At 44.4% G+C, this 21382-nt stretch carries 13 protein-coding genes and 2 pseudogenes; 2 read left to right on the top strand and 13 right to left on the bottom strand.

Features of this window, described 5'->3' with window-relative positions; genetic code table 11:
• Positions 1–113: 113 nt before the first annotated feature.
• The 8 genes from KSW37_RS11085 to KSW37_RS11055 all read right to left on the bottom strand — a co-directional run bounded on the left by KSW37_RS11085 (position 114) and on the right by KSW37_RS11055 (position 11179).
• Complete coding sequence (locus tag KSW37_RS11085) at positions 114–1589, bottom strand: TolB family protein (protein WP_217314239.1); 1476 nt, start codon at positions 1587–1589, stop codon at positions 114–116.
• 38 nt (positions 1590–1627) lie between these two features.
• Positions 1628–3322 (bottom strand): DUF6057 family protein, encoded by a 1695-nt coding sequence (locus tag KSW37_RS11080; RefSeq protein ID WP_217314238.1) that lies wholly within the window; start codon positions 3320–3322, stop codon positions 1628–1630.
• 114 nt (positions 3323–3436) lie between these two features.
• Positions 3437–4465, bottom strand: a complete 1029-nt coding sequence (locus KSW37_RS11075) for a Rid family hydrolase (protein WP_217314237.1) — start codon at positions 4463–4465, stop codon at positions 3437–3439.
• 177 nt (positions 4466–4642) lie between these two features.
• Entirely contained in the window at positions 4643–5605 is a 963-nt protein-coding gene (locus KSW37_RS11070) for an acetylornithine carbamoyltransferase (protein WP_217314236.1), read from the bottom strand.
• Positions 5589–5711, bottom strand: coding sequence for a hypothetical protein (locus KSW37_RS16130; RefSeq protein WP_256625105.1), 123 nt, complete (start codon positions 5709–5711; stop codon positions 5589–5591). The genes KSW37_RS11070 and KSW37_RS16130 overlap by 17 nt, the downstream gene beginning before the upstream one ends.
• Positions 5692–6978 carry a glutamate-5-semialdehyde dehydrogenase gene (locus tag KSW37_RS11065; RefSeq protein ID WP_217314235.1) on the bottom strand — a complete coding sequence of 429 codons (1287 nt, stop codon included), beginning with the start codon at positions 6976–6978 and terminating at the stop codon, positions 5692–5694. The genes KSW37_RS16130 and KSW37_RS11065 overlap by 20 nt, the downstream gene beginning before the upstream one ends.
• Positions 6979–7904: 926 nt before the next feature.
• The gene (locus KSW37_RS11060; RefSeq protein WP_217314234.1) at positions 7905–9323 is read right to left on the bottom strand and encodes an AAA family ATPase; all 1419 of its coding nucleotides are present in this window, start codon (positions 9321–9323) and stop codon (positions 7905–7907) included.
• A gap of 239 nt (positions 9324–9562) precedes the next feature.
• On the bottom strand, positions 9563–11179 hold the full coding sequence (locus KSW37_RS11055; protein ID WP_217314233.1) for a DUF6377 domain-containing protein: 1617 nt from the start codon (positions 11177–11179) through the stop codon (positions 9563–9565).
• Between the two features lie 330 nt (positions 11180–11509).
• Here KSW37_RS11055 and KSW37_RS11050 point away from each other — a divergent pair, with 330 nt between their 5' ends.
• Together KSW37_RS11050 and KSW37_RS11045 are read left to right on the top strand one after the other, a co-directional pair.
• Complete coding sequence (locus KSW37_RS11050; RefSeq protein ID WP_217314248.1) at positions 11510–13789, top strand: TonB-dependent receptor; 2280 nt, start codon at positions 11510–11512, stop codon at positions 13787–13789.
• 64 nt (positions 13790–13853) lie between these two features.
• Positions 13854–16034 carry an alpha-galactosidase gene (locus KSW37_RS11045; RefSeq protein ID WP_217314232.1) on the top strand — a complete coding sequence of 727 codons (2181 nt, stop codon included), beginning with the start codon at positions 13854–13856 and terminating at the stop codon, positions 16032–16034.
• 109 nt (positions 16035–16143) lie between these two features.
• Here KSW37_RS11045 and KSW37_RS11040 read toward each other — a convergent pair.
• From KSW37_RS11040 to KSW37_RS16045, 5 genes and pseudogenes are all read right to left on the bottom strand, one after another.
• Positions 16144–16331: pseudogene (locus KSW37_RS11040) on the bottom strand (glutamate 5-kinase); the annotation flags it as partial.
• A gap of 348 nt (positions 16332–16679) precedes the next feature.
• Positions 16680–17885: a hypothetical protein gene (locus tag KSW37_RS11035; RefSeq protein ID WP_217314231.1), complete on the bottom strand. Its 1206-nt coding sequence runs from the start codon at positions 17883–17885 to the stop codon at positions 16680–16682.
• A 113-nt stretch (positions 17886–17998) separates the two neighbouring features.
• Complete coding sequence (locus KSW37_RS11030; RefSeq protein WP_142990615.1) at positions 17999–19321, bottom strand: hypothetical protein; 1323 nt, start codon at positions 19319–19321, stop codon at positions 17999–18001.
• Between the two features lie 2 nt (positions 19322–19323).
• Entirely contained in the window at positions 19324–20988 is a 1665-nt protein-coding gene (locus KSW37_RS11025; protein WP_254368609.1) for a hypothetical protein, read from the bottom strand.
• A 274-nt stretch (positions 20989–21262) separates the two neighbouring features.
• Positions 21263–21382: pseudogene (locus tag KSW37_RS16045) on the bottom strand (glutamate 5-kinase); the annotation flags it as partial.

Here is a 21382-nt window from a genome sequence, read left to right as displayed (position 1 = left end):
TTTGCCCTTACAGGGCGACAGGTTTGCGTCCGTAATTACCCAGGGCGATGCCCTGGGCTAGGAGCTTCTGCCCTTTCAGGGCGTGTGGGGGATTACTTTCTAAAGTTCGTTTTTTATTTGAACTTTTCAGCTTCTTGCTTCATCACATTCTCTATATCGATGGCATCGAATGGAACAGGGCCGCGGCTCAGCTCCGGTATGTTGAAACTCTTCAGGCAATCATCGTAGAAGGTTGGTTCCCTCTGTGGAAGAACGAAAGGCTTGTGAGCCTTGCCCTGGCGGTCTACGTAGCAGAAGTAAGGCTTGCCGTAAAGTCCGTCGTCACGCTTGCTGGCAAAGACAAACCATCTGCCGGTATGCGACCAACTGTGATAGGTGTCGCTCTTCTCGCTGTTCACGATGCTGAGGCTATCCACTTTCCCTGTCTGCAAGTCCATCATATAGAGGTCTGCCTCGGGATGCCAGATAGGGAACGTGCCGTAATCGGCTACCGTAAAGAGACAGTATCTGCCGTCAGGACTTATCTTAGGATGGCAGACTGAACGCTCCTTGTAAAGAGTATCTACCTCGGTTCCGAAACTCCCTGTCTTTTCATCGAACGGGATGCGGACCAGCGAATATTTCAATCCCTTCAGGTTCGTACTTTCAAGTCCCTTTCTGTTAGCTACGCAGTAATAAACGTATTTCCCGTCCGGCGAGAAAGTAGGAAATGTCTCAAGATGTGTACTGTCGGAGGTAAGCGGTGAAGAGATGATGCGGTTGTTGTCGAGATCGGCTACATATACATCGCTCTTCGAATCATATACTTCCAGTCGCTTGTCGGCGTTGGCATGAAAGGCTGGAATGATGATATTGGTAGAGAACGTTACGTATTTGCCCGATGGACTGAAACCGTAATATACACTTGAAGAAATCATGTTGGCGTTCTTCAGGTTCAGCTTGCGCAGCTTGCCATTGCGGTTAAGAATGGCTCCTCCGCCTTCACCTCTTATATATACCATACTGAGGTTGGGATCCTGGTTGCCAAAAGCATGACAGTTCATACAGCGGTTTTCCTGCAGATTGTGGTCGGCGAGAATCTTCTCCTGCCAATTCTCTATGCAGCGTTGCTTAATCTGTATCTTGTTCCATACTTCGTAATCGGGTTCTATCAGTCGGTAGGTGAGATAAGCATCCAGACTGTCGCCCACTACCTGCCAGTTGAAGGGTTTGAACGCCGTCCATTCTCCCTCATTGCTCTTTGAATATATCTGAACCTTGATATTCTTGCCCACAGCCTTTTGTAGGAAAGCCTTCCAGTCGTCCATATCAAACTTCAGATTCTGGCTGTTGCTGGTGGCAGTAAGAGTGTTGGCTGCATCGTTGGCATCTGCTCCCTCAATCGTGAGTGTGGTTTCGATGTTGGTAAGGTTCTTGTCGCGTATCTCAAAGTTGAGAGGAGCGATATTGACCGGAATCGTTACATCGGCATAGTCGGGATACATGTTGGGCAGATGGTCTACCTGCTCAGCATTCTCGTGAGTCTGGGCACATGAGGCGAGCAACAGTATGCCCGTCATGGCACTGTATAGGATATTCTTGTATTTCATTTTTCTTCTTTAATAAACAGTTAGCGTCAATTATTTCCTCAGTTGATGTTCAACTTAGGTACCTCTGCCTTGTCGAAGTAATACCAGTAGGTATCGCTGAATGCCTGGTTGCCCCGTTCTTCATTATACTGATAGAAACGTTTCAGAATATCTTGACGCTTGATATATTTTGCCCATTCTTCCGGCTTAGCCTTGGTTCCCGCCAGATAAATCATGAGAGCCTCCTGATACAGGCGTTCGTAGGAAACGTTTTTCTGTTTGAGATAATAAGTATCATAATCCCGCTTGAAGGTTTCCATGTCTTTCAGGAGGAGATCGCTGCAGAGCATGTAGTCGATGGCGATTTTGTTGTTTGGATTACTTTCTGCCAGTTCACACATGATGGTGTGGCAATTTTCGTTCAGTCGTAGCGTATCCTTCCGGTTGATGAACGGGCGCTTTTCTATGTATTGTTGCAAGAGGGCTTTTTCATCAGTTGTTGCTTTTCTGCCAAGTGATGAGAAAGCACGGTTTGCCCATCTGCTCCATACGAAGGTTTTTTGCAGGATACGGAGATATTTGCGGGTTGCAGCGTAGTCGCCCTTTACCAGATTGATTTCGGCAAGTCGCTTTACCATTCTGATATTCCGGTTATTCGGAGAGCAGACATTGGCAAGCATTGTGGCACGTTCGCAGAAAGTCATGTCACCCAGAACCCAATACAGTTCGTTCAGGGTCTTGATGGTGAGGGTTGGGGTGTCTGGTCCCAGTTTATCGAATGTACCCAGGTTGTTGCTCTGGAATCCCAGTAGGTTGTCTGGAAGATATCCGTTTTGCGCCATAACGAGGTTATAGTAGAACTTCATGTATTGGTCCGGATTTTCCGTCTTTTCTACGATGTTGATAACCTTATTATAATTACCGAAGTAATATTCACAGTCTACTGCGAATGTTTTCTCCAAATCCATTTGCGGTTTTACCAGTTTTCCGAAACCCGGATAGGTATAAAGGGTCTGGAAGTCGCAGAAGTAGAGTCGTTTGGACAGCATCAGCAGGAAGAAAGGAATCACGAGGGCAGCCAGGCGATAGTAGGTTCCCACTTTCTTGATGTGGGAAAGACAGCCTGTAAATACCAGCGCTCCGTAGATCCATACTCCATTTCCAAAGAACCAGTGGCATACGAATACGGAAACAATGATGCTGAAGGCGGTAATCCAATGCGCTGCTCCCAAACCTGCTGCGGCAGAAGGATTGTCGTCCATCTTCTCTATCTTCTTGAGAAACATTCGGGTGGAAGTGAGCAGCTTGGTGCTGACACGGAACACACTGGCACCACCTGCTATTGCCAGAATGCTGCAAAGCCGGTAGTCGTAGTGAAAACTGAAACATACCAATAGGATCATCATGATGAAGGCTACGATATGTGCCGTCTTTTTCCCTTGGATGTCTGCATCTCTTACTGCGCATTTTACATTATGTCCCGTAATAAGAATACAGAGGGTTAGGATGATAGGACCGGCATAGCGGAAATAATAAAACTGGGTCAGGAAATCGCCTGCCAGACAGGCCAGCCATCCCGGTTTGTCCAGATAAGTAGTCAGATAATCCCATGATGACAGAAACAGTTGGTTCTGCTCCTGATAAAACAGATGGTAGGGATAGAAAAATTGGAAGAACACAAAGCATGCGATGGCTCCCAATACATATAACGAATATATGCCAAAATTAGATTGGCTTGTTTGCTGTTCACTCATTTTTGTCGGTTTATAAGTTTTTATATCTGCAAAGGTAGTAAAAATATATTAGAATGAATCATAAAAAATGCAGAAACTTACTCTTTGAAAGTAAATTTCTGCATTTATCAGCATTTATTTCAGTTCTTGTTTTTCTGCAATGCATTCCATTTCTATCAGCCAGCCTGGTCTGCATACTCTTGCCTCTACTATGATATGTGGTATCTGAGGGTAAAACTGATTCATCAGTTGCTCTATGGTATGATAGTCTGAGATATCGCGCAGGTAGATGATAAAGTATTGGATATCGTTCATCATCGCATCGCCATCCTTCAATAAAGCACCGATGTTCTCGAGCAATCTGCCGGTTTGTCTGACAATATCACCTTCGTATACAACCGCTCCATGTTTGTCTATGCTGGCTGTTCCTGATATGAAATATTGTTTCTTCTGGGGCAGAGAAAGGCTGGTTCCCCTTTCAAAGGCTACTCCGTATTCGTGAGTAGGATTCAGATGGTTGAGTGCCTGGAGATATTTCTTGTCTTCTTCCCTGATGCCGGGAACGGTCAGAAAGTCGATAGCTACAGATGCATGACGTACGGATGTTGCTCCGCCGATGCCCGTACTGGCTATATAATGGGTCTCTGCCGTCAGACCTTGCTGGTCGAAAACATCATTGCGCGCTTCTACTACTCCCTGATAGTTTACATCGATATGAGTTACGTATATCCATGTTCTTACCAGGTTGCGCTCCATCGTCATATCTGTACCGGCGATAAGTTGCAGGTATTTGTCGAATAGCATTCGGGTCTGTTCGTATGAATCCTTTCCCTTCGCTTCTTCCTCAGTCAGTCGGAGACTGTGGAACAGGATAGGGGTCTTATCGTCTGTGGTCTTGATAAGAAGTGAAATCTTGCTCCCGTTGAGCGGAGGTTGCTCCACAATCGTAAGATGGGTATCCTTAAGATACTCCTGATAAAGGAGTGACTCTTCTAAATCCTGAGTCTGGTTCTGGGCGTCGCTGAGGAATACCTTACAATATTGCAAAGTACGATTTTCCAGTTTCTCGGTGTCGAGATAGTTACCTAGTTTGAGATACAGAAAATTCAAGCGGTCGTTGAACGTCCCCTTGGCTTCTGGTGATAATATTATGTATTTGTCCATCTTGTTTTTTTCTTTTTCGGTAGCAAAGGTACGGATAATATCTGAGATAAAAGAATATAAATCGGATGAAAAGATAAAAATACCGAGAAAAGGGGATAGGATGATGTTGAGTAGAGCGAAAAAAAGGGTGTGTCATGAACTTATGACACACCCTCAATCTCTTTCTTATATCCTGCTTTAGAGAGATTCAAGCATGCGCTTGATCACAACCTCGGCTGAAATCTCACGGTTGGCAGCCTCAGGAATCACCAGACTGTTCTTGCTTTCAATGACATCATCGGTTACAATCAGACCGCGGCGTACTGGCAGACAGTGCATGAAGCAACCATCGTTGGTCCAGCTCATGTGCTCCTCGTCGATGGTCCAGCTCATATCCTTGCTCAATATCTCACCATACTGTGCTGGGTCTTTCACGCCCGGACAGCTCCAGTTCTTGGCGTAAACGAAGTCTGCACCTTCCAGCGCCTTCTTCTGGTCGTACTCCACCTTGGCGTTGCCCACGAACTTAGGGTCGAGTTCATAGCCCTCTGGGTGAGTAACCACGAAATCTACATCGGCTGCATTCATCCACTGGGCGAATGAGTTTGGTACAGCTTGAGGTAAGGCACGGCAATGAGGAGCCCAGGTCAGGACTACCTTAGGACGAGCCACCTTCTTATGCTCCTCGATGGTGATGAGGTCGGCGAATGCCTGGAGAGGGTGAACGGTAGCAGTCTCCATCGCGAAGACTGGGCGACCGCTGTACTTTATGAACTGGTTGACGATGGTCTCGGCATAATCGTAGTCACGGTCTTTCAAACCGGCAAAGCTGCGCACACCGATAAGATCGCAGAAGCTACCCATCACTGGGATAGCCTCCAGCAGGTGCTCGCTCTTGTCGCCATCCATAATAACGCCACGCTCTGTCTCCAGTTTCCATGCACCGGCATTCACATCGAGCACGATCACATTCATGCCCAGGTTCATCGCAGCCTTCTGTGTACTCAAACGAGTACGGAGACTGTTATTGAAGAATATCATCAGCAAGGTTTTGTTCTTGCCCAACTCCTGATAACCGAAACGGTTTGCTTTTACTTCCTGTGCCTCGGCGAGCGCTGCTTTCAAGTCGCCAAGGTCTTCAACATTAAAGAATGTCTTCATTGTTATTTCGTTTTTTGTTTGTTATTTCTAATATAAAGCTATTGAATTCTTCACTCTTCACTTTTCGTTCTTCACTTCCTTGTTCTTCACTTCCTTGTTTGTCCATTTCCTGTAATCAGCCACTTGTAGGTGGTAATTTCTTCAAGTGCCATTGGTCCGCGGGCTCCAAGCTTCTGGGTACTGATACCAATTTCTGCGCCCAATCCGAACTGTGCGCCATCGGTAAAACTGGTAGGAGCGTTTACATAAACGCAGGCTGCATCTACCATTGCCTGGAATTTCTTCTGGGCAGTTTCATCGTTGGAAACAATGCTCTCGCTATGTCCGCTTCCATAGGTGGCGATATGGTCGAGCGCCTCATCTTCCGAAGCTACGGTTTTGATGCCCATTTGCATGCTGAGCCATTCGGTGTTCCAGATGCTCTTCACGTTAGTATCTGTTTCCTTCATCTTCGCTTCGCTTTCCTCTGCCTTATATAATAAGGTGTCAGGATAGTGACCCTTTAAAGCTTCGTAAGCCTTGGCATCTGCATGAATCTTGGTTTGTTTTTCTGCGAGACCTTCGCAGAGAGTTGGTAGGTCGCTTAATCTACTTTCGTGAATCAGCAGACAGTCGAGTGCATTGCATACGCTCACTCTTCGGCACTTGGCATTGGTGATGATGCGCTTGCCCATCTCCAGGTCTCCATCCTTGTCGAAGTAACAATGTACCACGCCAGCTCCGGTTTCGATAACCGGAACTTTGGCAGTATCACGGACGAAGTTGATAAGCTTCTTTCCGCCACGAGGAATACAGAGGTCGATATAGCCCACGGCATTCAGCATTTCGCCGGTAGCTTCATGGGTAGCAGGGAGTAGTGTAACGACATTCGGATCAATACCAAAAGTTATCAACACCCTGTGGATAAGTTCGACACCCGCTGAGTTTGAGGCGTTTGCATCCTTTCCACCTTTCAGTACGCACGCATTTCCACTCTTGAAACAGAGTGAGAAAACATCGTAAGTCACATTAGGACGGGCTTCATAAATCATACCGATAACTCCGAATGGAACGGCAACTCGCTGCAGATGCAAACCATTTTCGAGTGTTTTGTCTTTGAGAACTCTTCCGAGCGGTGAGGGCAGGGTACTGACGTGTCTCATATCCGAAGCAATATCCTGAAGTCGCTGCTCTGTGAGTTGCAACCGGTCGTAGAGCGGGTTCGCCTTGTCCATCTTCGCCAAGTCTTCTGCATTCGCTTTGAGAAGCGCAGGAGTCTCAGCGATGATGGCATCAGCCACCGCCTTTAGCACTTCGTTACGTTGTTCATCGGTCAGCAAGCCCAGAGTCTTGCTAGCCTTCTTCACCTGTTGGAAAGTTTCTTTCAGTTCCATTCGCTATTTCCTTTCTTATTTTTTTGATAAGATATTTTGTAATGTGTTACGAGTTCCCTCTTAACAACGGCAAAGGTAAGCATAAATATCGGAAATTGCAAACTTTATGCAAGAAAAAGTAATGATTTTATAGATAAATGGATAGTTATACGGAAAATGATATTAAAAAAGGTCAGGCAGCGCCTGACCTTTTTGGGGTAGCAAAGAAGATTCAGCAGACAGTGTCTGCTGTTTTTGCTTTTTGAATTCCTCAGACAGTGTCTGAGGAATTGTTAACTCTTTGAATTTCAGGTAGAACTTCTTGAAAGATACGATTTTATATCGAAAAAGCAATTTTTCTCTTCACTTTTTTCGATAAAAGTTGCAGATAAAAATTGTATTTCCAAAAGAAAGTAGTATCTCTGTATCAGAGTTTGTAGTTGTACAACTATAGTGTATAAGGTTGTACAACTATGGGGGGTAAAGTTGTACGACTATAAGGTGTAAGGTTGTACAACTATAAGGTGTGTTATTGTACAACAATAAGGTGTTGTCACTATAGTCAGCAGATGTGCTGACTGCAGTCGGCAGACCTGCTGACTAGGCTCAGCAGAGCTGCTGAGCCTAGTGGCAAACTCCGAGAAGCAGTATTCTCTTACCCAAGAAACTGTCTCCGCTAACTCAAGAAACTATCTCCGTTAACCCGAGATTCAGTGTCCGTAAGCTTAAGCAACCACATTCTCTTACTTAAGCAACCATATTTTCTGGCTTGTTAAAGCAGTTAGGGAATCTACATATCCATAGTGTAGTTGTGGAGATATTCCCAAGCATCGTTCAAATCACGTAAAGGGAGGCGCTCTTTTACGAGCTTTATCTTTAATGCCTTACAGAATGCTTTAAGAACAGATTCTGTTGCCATCTCCTCCAACTTAATATAGTTAGGACGTTTAGAGAACAAACAAGTCATCCATTGTTACTACCGACTGAACATCCCAGGCATAAGGATTGTCGGATAATCCCATGGTCGTAATCATTGTAAGATGTACGGCTTTTTCGGTGCCAGTTTCTTGGATGAAACGCTCTCGCTTGTTTTGTAAACTCGCATCTATCGTATTAGTTATCTGAAATGGAGCCTTGGAGTATTTGATTTCACAGAGATTGATGACATCATCGCTCCTGTCTATCAGCAAGTCAATCTGTGCTCCCGGCTTATCCTTGCTCCCAGCTACACTCCAAGAATAAACCGTGGTGATAACTCCTTGAATGCCTAGCTTTGTCTTGATTTGCTCCACATGCTGTAGGCATACTCGTTCAAAAGCCAAACCGCACCACGTGTTGTACTCGGGTTTGCCGGTAATCTTGGTCCAATATTGTGCGTCATTGATATAGCTGTCCTTGATAAACTTATAATAAAATAAGGTGTAATTGTCCATTAACTGGAACAAGGCATTCTTAGCTTTCATTCCGATGCAATTGTATTTTCGGATAAATCCGCAGTATTCCAAGTTCTCTAAGTATTCCGTCAACTTGCCATTGTCGGTCAACTTGGTTGCTTGTAAGATTTCTGTTCGGGTCATTCCGACTTTCTTGGTTGCCAAAGTATCTACTATCGAGAGATAAGGCTTAGGCTGTTTGAACAAAGAGTCGTATAAGTCATCAAACTCATGTCGAAGACTGCCATCCTCTGAGAAAAATAACTGGTTGATGTTCTGTGCCAGACTCATTCCCGGTTTCAGTTGAGACCAATAAAACGGAACACCTCCCATGATCATATATCCTTCCAAAACCTGTCGGCGATTGAAGCGCAGTCCCATTTCTTCGGAATAGAGTTCGCATTCCCTTAAGCAAAACGGTTTCAGATGAATGCGGACAGACACACGGTTGTGCAATCCACCATGATTTTTAATCACCTTATTGATAATCCATGAGGTAGCACTGCCGCAAACGATGAGGAGAATATCCTTGCGGGCGGAAGCCCATCCATTCCAGAAATGTTCCAAAGCCGAAAGAAAATTGGAGCGTGGAGAATCCATCCATGGCATCTCGTCGATGAACACTACTTTCTTGGGGATAGTAGATTGTGCCAACAGTTGCCCCAACCTGTCAAAAGCATCATACCAATCTTTTAACTTCGACTGTTTCTGTTTGCTATATGATGTGAGTGAACGGTTGAACTCTGCCAATTGTATGCGATTGGTCTCATTTGCCAATCCTGTATGATAAAAGGCAAAGTCATTGTTGAAGGCCTCCCTTACCAGGAAAGTCTTTCCCACTCGTCTGCGCCCATATATGGCAACAAACTTCGACTCATCTGCAATCAATGCTTGATGAAGTGTCTTCAGTTCTTCTTTTCTACCTATTAACATAGTTCAAATAGTTATATTTCTGGGGCAAATATACGAAAAAATAGTGAGATAACGTGCGGAATCTATCTTTTTTAGATACATTCCGCACGTTTAGAGTATATTTTTAACGTTTGTTGCTATAAAAAGTAAAGAAAAGAGTATGCGGAATAGCCCAAATATGAAGCGATATCTAAGAAAATGTGCTTTAAACGTGCGAAATCTATCTTTTTTAAGTACATTCCGCACGTTTAAAACACATATTAGCCTATCACATTGCATAGCCGGTTGATGGCTGCATCAAAAGTGGTAAGGTCTTTGGCTCGCTTTCTGATGGCTGCCTTGTAATTATAGATGGTTTGCGTAGAATAGAACAGGAGGGTGGCCAGTTCCTGACCATCCGTAATTCCCAGTCGCATCAGTGCATAGATACGCAGTTCCTTGGTGAGACTGTTAGGGGCAGGGAGAACTATCTGTTTTTCTGGCAACAGCAGTTGGTTGAACTCTTCCACGAAATTCGGATACAAGTCAATGAATGCCTTGTCGAAGCGAATATAGAAGTTGGCTGCCTCTTCTTCTGCCAACTTGTAGCTGTTGATGGCAGTCAGAAGATCGGCAGTTTGCTTTGCCTTGATTTTGCGGCTTACCAATTTGCGATAATCATCCAGTTTCTTGATATATACGGCACTGATGTCCATAAATAAATGCATATAGGTCTCTCTTCGCTTATTGGTGTTGAGCAGCTTCTGGTTCAGTTCGTCCAAGAGTGTATTTTGGCTTTTTATCTCCCTACGGCTCTTGGCTAGACGCTTGTTCATCCTGAATGCAAAGAAAGCCATGGCAAGGAATCCTAGCGACAGGATACTCACGATGACGAGAGATGCTGTTACGATGCGGTTCTTGCGTACTTCTGCCTGATGGTTCGTTTCTGTGATAAGGGGAAGTATGCGGGAAATCTCAACTATGCGGAGACGGTTGTTGTAGAATTGGGCATCCTCCATGGAGCAATAGATGTATTTGGCAACCCTCTTTGCATAGGAGGCATCCTTATTATATAGATAGGTGGAAAACTCCTGAAGGGCCAGATTCTCCTTCAGGGGACATATCTGGTCTGAGATGGCTGCTTCTACAATATACTTTTCGTATAAATCCTTTTGGTCGGTATCATAATAATAGCGGGCTATGCAATAAGCCGATGAGGCATACACACGGCTGTTCAGGGGACTGGCAGAAAGCGCCTTCATGTAGAACTGAAGTGTTTTTTTGCTTGTACGCTGCTTTAGAAATTCAAACTCTCCTGAAAGATAGTAATAAAGAGCGGATTTCTTGTTGCCGATATGCTCAAGAGTCTTGCCTAAATAAAAACGTTTCTTGGCTTCTAATCCTTCTTGAAACTCCGACTTGTTGCAGAAAGTTTCCCAGTAGTTATATACCCAAGTCAAGGTATAATAATAGTATTGCAATAACTTAGGTGACATTTTCTCCACATCCATTGCAAGCATTAAGTCTTCTGCCTGGCTGTAGAAACCGCCTGTTGACAGCACTGCCGCACGATTGATTTTATTCAGGTTGATGAAATAATCATCCTGAAGTTGTACTGCCAGCTGGTAGCCCTTCTTGGCGTATGTCATGGCAGAGTCGTAACGGTAGGTATAATACTCCCTGTAGATTTGGTTATAGAGCCTAAGCTGGCTGCGCTTGTCGGAAGTTGTGTATAGTTGCTTTTTGAGTCTTAGCAGTTTCGCTTCTTTTCTTTGGGTAAACTTGCTTCGCTGAGCGATGTAACTGTCTAAACGATGGAACAGCTGTTCCTCGTTTACGGAAGAAGCATTTGCCATTAATGGCATAAACATCATTAAGAACCACAATACTACTTTCATAACTATCCTTTTAATTGTTATTGTTACTATCTGATAGGCTATTAGAGTGCCTTATAATTGTATTTTTCTGCAAAGATACTACATTTATTTCTCTTTTTACCATCTACTCTATTAAAAAGTATTAATATCTTTGATAGCTTGATTATTAGAAGGTTATAGACTTAACAAACCTAATATTTATCTACTCGTAACCTACACATGATGCCAATGTCTGAAAAATCTCCTTAACTTTGCAACCGCAATCGAATCGCATTCGGTAGCAAGTGAAATCATGTCAAACAAAGAATAAACAACTGTAGAATTATGAACTTAAGAATCCGAACATTTTCTATGGCTTTGGTAGCGATGTCTGCTGCAAGCCAAGTGTATGCACTTCCTTCTGACGATTCTGAAAACAAGGAGAAAAAGGAAGAGCGTAATGTGATGCTCAACGCATCTGATGCCAACAAGCCTCGTGAAATCCAGATAGGATTGCCAAGCGAGGATGTAACCGTATATGAGAACGGTCTTCCTGCCGTTTACTCTTCTTCCGTACACAGACTGTCTGCACATTGGCGTAGCGATGCCTCACTGAAAGGTACCGACTTGATGACTCCATCTGAGTCTGCCATTGCTACTGGTAATATTGCGTACGCAGTTTCTTCTTTCAGCGAGTTGGGACAGAAAGAGTTCAAGGGCAAGCTCAACTATAAGGCAAACCATTTTGGTATGCAGAATGTAGATCTCAACCTGTCTGGTGGAATCGGTGACAATTGGCTTTATACTGCCAGTATGTATCAGAATTTCGATCCAGGTAGTTTCAAACTTCGCTTTACTGATTATGCCGACCGTACCCAACTTTATCATTTCGGCATCACTCGCATCTTGAATGATGGAAAGGGACGTATCTCCTTATTATATAAGTATTCCAACAGCAAGAACCCTGGCAATTTTGCCAATGCCGCACCATTTATCTATTCAGGCGACGGCAGTATCAAGAAGATTGATGGCTTTGACCCTGGTATGGACTCATACGTGCAGCGTCAAGGTTCTTTCCAATACTTGAATACAAAGTCAGGAAAGATGGAGACATGGAATATGAGCGATGGCAGTGAGAATCATGCCAACGAAATTGCCCTCATCAGCCAGTATCAGTTTGATAATGGATGGTTGTGGAAATTCAACGCTAAGTATATGAATGCTCCACGTGCCAATTTTGTGGATTACGGAGGAAGTACCATCTCTCAGGTGAGCGAGGCTGATGGCTATCAGCTTTCTGATGGATCTGCCTACAGTGGCTATATAGAAGGCCGCCGCACCTGGTTGCATGTTGGTAAGGTGAGCAATGCGCTTTTGACTACCGAAATCTCCAAGCAGTTGAACAACCATAAGTTAATGATTGGTTTGAACGAGTGGTATTACCATCTCAATTACTATTCGTCTTCGTTCCAGTGGGCAGGCACCGTAGAAGCTTATCCACGCACATTGAGCCAGATGTATGTCAATCCGCTTGATCCTACACAGACAGCCCGTCGTTCTGAGACTTTCGGTTATAATGAGTTGAGTCCAGAATATACTAAGGGATCAGAGAACAAGTTGGCACTCTATTTTACCGACGAATGGAAGGTAAGTCCTAAGTTCAAGGTGTTCTATGGTGGTAGATTGGAGTACTACCGCATGTCTGCCGAGCAGATTTCTACTCCACGTTTCTCAGGATTCCACATGGGTAACTATAATACATACGCTACTGCTGCTGATGGTTCTGTTGTTGCTACCGAGCACAGCATCGAAGCAAAGAACGTAACCAAGGATAAATTGAATTATGCAGCCACCTTGCAGTTGACGTATAACCTTACCCGCCAGTTTGGTTTGACTGCTGATGCTACCATCGCCACCCGTTTTCCACGCATCAGCGAGTATGCAGGAACAGGTCCTACCGAGGAGCAGTATAAGCGAGTAACCATCCCACTGATTCGTGGTGGTATTTTCTACAAGAATGATTGGATTGACCTTTCTTCAATGGTGACCTACATTTCAAAGTCGAACAATATCGACCAGCAGAATCTTACCAAGCCTAGCACTACAGAGGGCAAGACCGTGTTGCTCATCTATAACATCCAGACTTTGGGTTGGACAACCTCGGCAGAAATCAATCCGTTCAAGAACTTCCACATGCATGCACTCTTCACCTATCAGAAGCCGGTGTATAAGAACTATAATGCGAGTGTAACGTTCAGTGATGGTCAGTCTATGGGTGTGAATGCCAATAACATGATTGTCAAGGAGATTCCTCAGGTTCTTATAGAGTTGGACCCTAAGTATGATATCACCAAGAATCTGAATGCCTGGTTGAGCTTCCGTTACTTCGGTAAGACCTATGCCAACCTTCAGGAGGCACTCTACTTCAATGGTCACTGGGAGACTTTCGGCGGAATCAACTGGAATGTGAACAAGAAACTGAGCCTTGGCGTGAGTGTCATCAATATCTTTAACGAGAAGGGTGCCAAGGGTACCATTAGCGGCTCAGAGCTGATTACCAAGCAGGAAGCTGGCAAATATGACGGCAAGTACATGAGTGGTAGCTATCTCCGTCCGTTCACGGTGGAATTCTCTGCAGGAATCAAATTCTAAGATAATAATGAAAGTATTATAGCGTTTAATTATAACAAAGCAATCACATAAAAACCAAAGAACGATGAAAAAGGTATTTATGATTATCGCAGCGATGTGCATGACATCTATCATGGCATCTGCTCAAAAGACCATCAGAGTGTCAACAGACAAGACCGACCTCGTGATGCAGGTTTCTCCTAAGGGTCGCCTCTACCAAGTGTATCTGGGTGACAAGTTGAAGAATCCTTCAGATTACAATCATCTGAAGTGGGATGTATATGCAGCCTCTGATGGTTCCGTCTGCCAGCGAGGTCATGAGGTTTATGCAACCTCTGGTGCTGAAGATTTCTTCGAGCCAGCAGTGGCAGTGACCCATGCAGATGGTAATATGACCACCTATTTGTATTATCAGTCTTCTGAAGAAAAGGCTATCAGTGGAGGTGTTGAGACCATCATCACGCTTAAGGACAAGGTGTATCCGCTGACAGTGAAACTCCACTATGCTGCTTATCCTAAGGAGAACGTCATCAAGGCGTGGAGCGAAATCTCTCATAAGGAGAAAGCTCCGGTTACGCTTTGGAGATATAGCTCAACAATGCTTTATTTCAAGGCAAACAAGTATTTCGTTACCAATTATCATAGCGACTGGGCTAAGGAAGGCCAGCCTGAAACTTGCCAGTTGACTGCTGGTAAGAAAATTGTTGATACCAAGTTGGGTACCCGTGCAGCCATGCAGGAGGAGCCTTTCTTTGAACTGGGATTTGATGAGCCTGCCAAGGAGAATGAGGGCAAGGTGATGCTTGGAACCATCGGATGGCCTGGCAACTTCCGCTTTACCTTCGAGGTAGATAACGTGGGAGCTCTTCGTGTTATTCCTGCCATCAATCCATACGCCTCTAATTATAAACTGAAGGCTGGTGAGACGTTCACTACCCCTGAATTTATCTTTGCCATGAGCGATAATGGTATCGGTGAGGCTTCCCGTAATTTGCACAATTGGGCTCGTCAGTATCAGGTAAACATGGGTATGGAAGATCGCCTTACGCTCTTGAACAACTGGGAGAATACAGGCTTCGGCTTCAACCAGCAGAGGCTTGCAGAGTTGATGAAGGATGCCAAGGACCTGGGTGTAGATATGTTCTTGCTTGATGATGGTTGGTTTGCCAACAAGTATCCTCGCAAGGACGACCATGCAGGTCTCGGCGACTGGGAGGCTACCAAAAGCAAGCTGCCTGATGGAATACCTGGATTGGTAAGAGACGCCAAGAAGGCTGGTGTAAAGTTTGGTATTTGGATTGAGCCTGAGATGGTGAATCCTAAGAGTGAACTCTTTGAGAAGCATCCCGACTGGGTGATCATGCAGCCAAAGCGTGATACCTATTATTACCGCAACCAGCTGGTGCTTGATATCAGTAACCCTAAGGTACAGGATTATGTATTCGGCATCGTGGATCGCATCATGACGGAGAATCCGGATGTGGCTTACTTCAAGTGGGACTGCAACAGTGTGATTACCAATATCTATTCTCCATATCATAAGGAGAATCAGGGTAATTTCTATATCGATCATGTGCGTGGTATCTACAAGGTGCTTACCCGTATTCATAAGAAGTATCCTAAGTTGCCGATGATGCTCTGCTCTGGCGGTGGCGGCAGAATGGATTATGAGATGCTTAAGTATTTCACCGAGTTCTGGTGTTCAGACGATACTGATCCATACGAGCGCCTCTACATCCAGTGGAGCCTGTCGAAGTTCTTCCCAGCCAAGACCATGGGTTCGCATGTAACCAACTGGAACAAGAATACCAGTGTGAAGTTCCGCACCGATGTTTGCAGTTCATGTAAGTTGGGCTTTGATATCGACCTCAAGTCGCTTTCTGGTGATGAATACAAGTTTGTGCAGAATGCTGTTAAGAACTACGATAGCATGAAGCCTATGATTCTCGAGGGCGACCAGTATCGCCTGGTTTCTCCTTACGAAGGCAACCATTGTGCCATTAACTATGTAAGTAAGGACAAGCAGCGTGCCATTCTCTTTGCATACGACTTGCATCCACGCTACAAGGAGCCTGTGATGAATGTGAAGATGCAGGGATTGGATGCCGATAAGGTTTATACCATAAAGGAGACCAATCTGATGCCTGGAAAGGAATCTGATTTGGAGTGCAATGGCAAGCAGTATAGCGGTGACTATCTGATGAAGGTCGGTTTGAATGTATTCAGCCAGACAGATGGAACGAGCCACGTATTGGTATTAGAATAACGTATCAACTATTCATAATAAAAACGAAAAGCAGCAAAGTCTATATAAATAGGCTTGCTGCTTTTTTAGGTTTCTGTATTTCTTATCCCTAATGAATTTACTTGTTTAGTGGTCTTGCCACAAACTCAGTATGAAGGGTCTCCATCGGATGCTCCTTCAGATTGATGAGGATGTTTGGCGTATTGCCGTTGGCGATGATTACCTTGATGCCGGCATTCGCCACATCCTGGCTATCAAGCCTGACAACTCGGCATTATCGGTGAACATCAACTCGGTAAGGCACACGGAATCGTTCTCTTCTTTCTCGAGATAGAAGAAGGTATTCTTGATGAGTCCCGTCTTGCCAATTCTATGCTGAGAGATAAGTGTTACGTTCCTGCCGTTCTTCAGATGAGATAAAAGGGTAGCAGTCTCTGCTTCTCTATCGCAGAAATACTCAGGACTTTCATACCCTTGATAGATGAAAGGATTTGCTAATTTCCTGTTACTTGGTTTCATATGCCATTACATTTTTGGTGTTACAACTTTGTTGTAATGGCAAAGATACGACTATTTCTTGAATGAGCAAAAGAAAAAGGCAGAAAGTTTAATCCGTAGGTAAACTTTCTGTCATTTTGAGGACAACAATGTAATATCTTATCCTACTTATAGATATTCCTCGATAAGCGAATAGTCGAAATCTTTCATTCGCTTGCGGGCATTGGAGAGTGCCCAGCGATTCTTGAAGCCACATTTCTCGGCGGCCATTTCTTGGCTCATAGCTGCAGGCGCATCTTTTATCAGTTGCTCGTAATGGCGGATGCGGAAGGCATTTACCAATTGGTAGAATCCTATTTCTGTGATAAACTTGCCCGCCAAGCTGTGTGTGCAATTTCTTACATCGCCTATTACTTCCACTCGTTTCAGGCTGGGTTCCAGATACCGCCGACTCACGATGGTAAGCACTTCTTGTCTCACGGTATCCCACTCCTCTGGCTGAATTTGTCTTTCAGTTTTCACTGATGTTCCTTTTTCACCCTCAACCATGTCCTCTGCGATGACCTGATTTTCAGTTTCTTCGGCTTCTTTCTGTACCAGTTGAAGGCTTTCCGCTTCCAACTTTTCCATTTTCTCTTTTACTTCTGCAGAATGTATCATGCGGTTGGGATGCAATATCATACATAGGATAAGCAGCATCCAGGCTGCAAGCAGTAGGTCAACAATCATTTTAACCATTCTGCTGTCTGTAAGAAAAACTATCCACATCAACAAGAAACATCCCAGGGGTTGATAAATTACCTTCTTGGCAAAAGCATACGGAAAATCGCTGTCATTGGAGTAATTCTGTGTGTGGTAATTGTCTATCTGATGATTGAGCCATCGACCTTCGATTACAAAATCCATGGTGAGCAGAAGGCTTATGCCACCCATAACACATTCCCATACCAACTGGTTTCTTGAGAATGTGTCATCGGTATGGAACAGAGATAGGAGCATTAGCACGACGAGTAAACCAATAGATATGGAAAACTTGAAACGCGACAGCCAATTACGATTACCATGTCCCAGGCGGAAGTAACGATGGAACATCATGGCTGCACACATCGGGTAATAGATGATGCCAAACGAGCGGACGTAAAACCACAAGTCAGCGTCATGTGGGCATAATATATATGGGAACTGCAAGACAGTTGCCGCAAAATAAAAGGTCACTTGCCGGCGAGCAGGATAAAAGAAGTCTGCCTGTTTGTCGTAAGGATGGCACATGTGGCACCATCTGATGATGCCACATGTTATGCCTACTATTATATAAGTAAAGCAAGCCAAGGCATAAAATATGTCTGGGCTTGCAAATTCGATAGATATTCCCATTCTTGATACTTTTTTGCAAAAGTAATGCTTTTTATCAAGATGGGCAAATCACAGTCACTATTTTTACAAAAATTAAACTAGCAGTGCTGCCTGCCTGACGTAAATCATTTTTATTACATGTGTACGACATCAATGCGGGCTTCCAGGAATAACTGGGTGCTGATTTTTGTGCCTATAGGACCATATCTCCCCAATGCTAGATGCGCCAACTGATTTTCTGGGTCGGTGACATGGTCGATAGGTTCACCCTTTTCGTCCTTATATGCCGTAGGTGTCATCTTCACCATAGAATAAAGGCAGTCAGGATTAGGCAGGATGTTGCGATACATCAATGCGATATATTCGCCAATAGGCTTTCCGTCTATGTTTTTCTTCTCGCTGTCCCATACCATGAGGTTCACGAAACCACCTTGTTCCTCATTGAGCTTTCTCACCTTTTCCTCAATCTCCTTCAACTTAGGGTTGTTTTTCAGGCAGATGAAGAACATGGCTTTCTTGCCAGGCTCGTATCTTGCATCACGGTCACATATTGAATAATATGAACGGGTATCGGATGCAGAACCTAGACAGATGGACCAATATCGGGCATCAGCTGTAGCGTATTCCTCAGGCTTGGTCGGTGCAGTAACAGGATAGAAGGTGAACGCCAAGATGGAATCCTTCTGCAGATGGGTGCGAGCATAGAGATAAGAGGTGGAATTGTTCGGGTAATACCTGCTCACTGGTGCCAGGAAAAATGGCACTTGGTTGTTCTCATCCGACTTCTGTGAGAAAACTTTCGATGTAATCTTATAGACATTCGATTCCACGTGTGCAGGTGGAACTACATTCTTGAAGTTTTCTGTGTCCAATGCCGTGATTTCAGGCAATGATACTCCACCAAACTCGTCATCGGTCTTGCCATCTTCCTTTGTACCAAGGTATTGGCGATGACATATCATCACCTTCTTGACTTTGGAATCTACCTTGCAGATATTGGCGCCTTTCAACTTGTCCAGTACTTTTTGACTAACATCGTCAGATACCACATAGAGGGTATAGTAGTTTTTGCCCGATATAGTCTTTTTGAATGGATTGGTAGAACCAGCATCTGCATGAATGTTGATATCGTCCAAACCGCCGATGACATCTCCTGTCTCGTCATTGTAGAATGAGAAACTCATGTATCTGCAGTAAGGGTATTGTCCCTTGATGCAGATAATTTTATCAGAGTTCTCATCCTGGCGATAAGTAAATTCCCAATAGTTGCTGTAGAGATCGGGATAAGCTCCCAATGTCTCACCATTTCCTGCCATCGTCTGGCTCCACTGAGCTGTTGGAACGACTTGTGGAACTTCTCGGGAATCGCTGTCATTATCGCTGCAAGCTGTCTGGACGATCAATACCAATGCGCCCAGGCACAATAAACTTAAATTCCAGATTTTATTCATCGTCATATTTACTTTAATGGGGCACGGAAAGGTCCTGCTACCGAATTAAACAATAAGTCACCATTCGGGAAGTACTGCAAGATGGCATATGCGCCATTGCCTCGATTACTTTTACCCAGATTCACTTGGTGGCGAGTCTTGCCTGTTGCCCAATCCAAACCTGTAATCTTCCAACCTGCATTATCGTACCAACCATTTACGAAGACCATGTCAGAAGCTGTGCTAACAGCAGGAATCATACTTATAGAACTTATGTCAGAGCGACTCCAAAGAGCCTCCCATTTGTTGTCCTTTACATTCCAACGTACACACTCCACGCCTTTTGGACCTTCCAAGAGAGGACCAATCGCCAATACACCGATAATCTTGTCTGTAGCTTTTTCGGCAGTTTCCTTGATGTTGTTTACAACGAAAGCCTCATAGCCACCTACTACTACCGACTGTTCTGACTGCACCCACTCAGTAGAGACAGGAAGTCCGCATGATACTTCAAACACTCCCGCCAATCTAGGGTTGCCTTCTTCAATGACCTTGGCATCTGTAGGAATCTCGTCTCGCCAGAATGCTGCTAACTTCATGCGTTTGCTGCCATCGGTGATGACAACGAGTTTGTCTTCATCGCTACCAAATCCCATCAAGGTAGGAGTGGAGCCAGTACCATAGCCCAATTTAATGCAAGGAGCAGCAGGACCTCCATCATAAGAAGCTTGCCAAGCACCTTCGGAAGCATCTGTAGAGAACTTGCCATTCTTGCAGATAATGCGCTGTATCAATCCCTTGCCGTTAGGCTCGGTGCTGTTGCTCGCCACATAGACAGAGTTTTCGTCCACTGAGACGGAATTGGTCAATATCTGGTCTGTAGGCAGGGTATAGGTATCCTCTATGGTAGTCAAGCCACGGTCTAGCATCAACAGGCAACGTTGAGCCGCAACAATCAGATGACCATCAAATGTCATGGATACTCCTACAAGGGTGCGTGAATTGGCTATGTTGGAAGCCAGGTTTATCGTGTTGTCCAACATGATTCCTTCCTCAGGCTTGGAGGCGTTCTTGAGACGATATCGAGACAGTTTTCTTCCAGCATTGATATATACAAAATTGTCCTTGTCGCACAAAACGTAGCATCCGTTCGCCATCGACATCTGTGGCATCTGTCCCAGAATGTCTGTTGCCGCTTTGTTCAAGTCATTCAGTGATGAATAGTCGGCAGTCAGTTTTTCTAACTCTTCCTTGGTATGCTTCTTGATGTCAGGAAGTTCCGCTTCGACAATGCGCTCAAACTTTCCGTCTTTTACGTTGATATAGGATACGCGGTCGCTGCTCATACCCCACATGTAATCTGGTGAGGTAGAGGAGAGTGTCATCAGGTTGACAGGTCCGCTCCAGGTAGAAGCACAATTCTCCGGATTCACGGTGAATATACCATCCTTCACTGCATAAGGGAAAGCGTCGGTCTGCGCTGAATTGAAATGCGTGATACTATAATGTTCGGATGCCAGGTAAGGATTGCGTGGCGCTACTTGAACATCTGTCAGTGGAGTATGTCCTGGATTAGGCACATTCTCGTCAGAGTCGTTGTCACTGCAGGCTCCCATTGAGATAATGAGTCCTAATGATAATAGCCACTTGCTTGTTTCTTCTAAAAGAAAATTCATCTTGTTCACTTTCTTCATAGCGTGTCGTTTTTTTATAAGATTATACATTAATTATTTTCATGCTGCAAAGATACGGAAAACCTGGGGCTTTGGAGTGAGTATTAGTTTTTTCTCGTGATTATCGGTAAAATCATGTGAACCTCCAATTGATATTGTATTTTTTAACTTTATCCAACTGAGAATCACACCATATCTATATTGAAATTGCTGTATATAAGAAAGAAAAACGCCATTACATAGTTGTTGGAAACCAATTATGTAATGGCGATAACGATTATTTTTATACTAAATTCTATTTCTCTTTTGGCCTTGCCACGAACTCGGTATGGAGGGTCTCCATCGGATGCTCCTTCAGATTGATGAGGATGTTTGGCGTATTGCCGTTGGCGATGATTACCTTGATGCCGGCATT

The sequence above is a fragment of the Segatella copri genome (genome assembly GCF_019127135.1).
Taxonomy (GTDB): Bacteria; Bacteroidota; Bacteroidia; order Bacteroidales; family Bacteroidaceae; genus Prevotella.
This window is presented reverse-complemented; position numbering and strand designations above follow the sequence as displayed.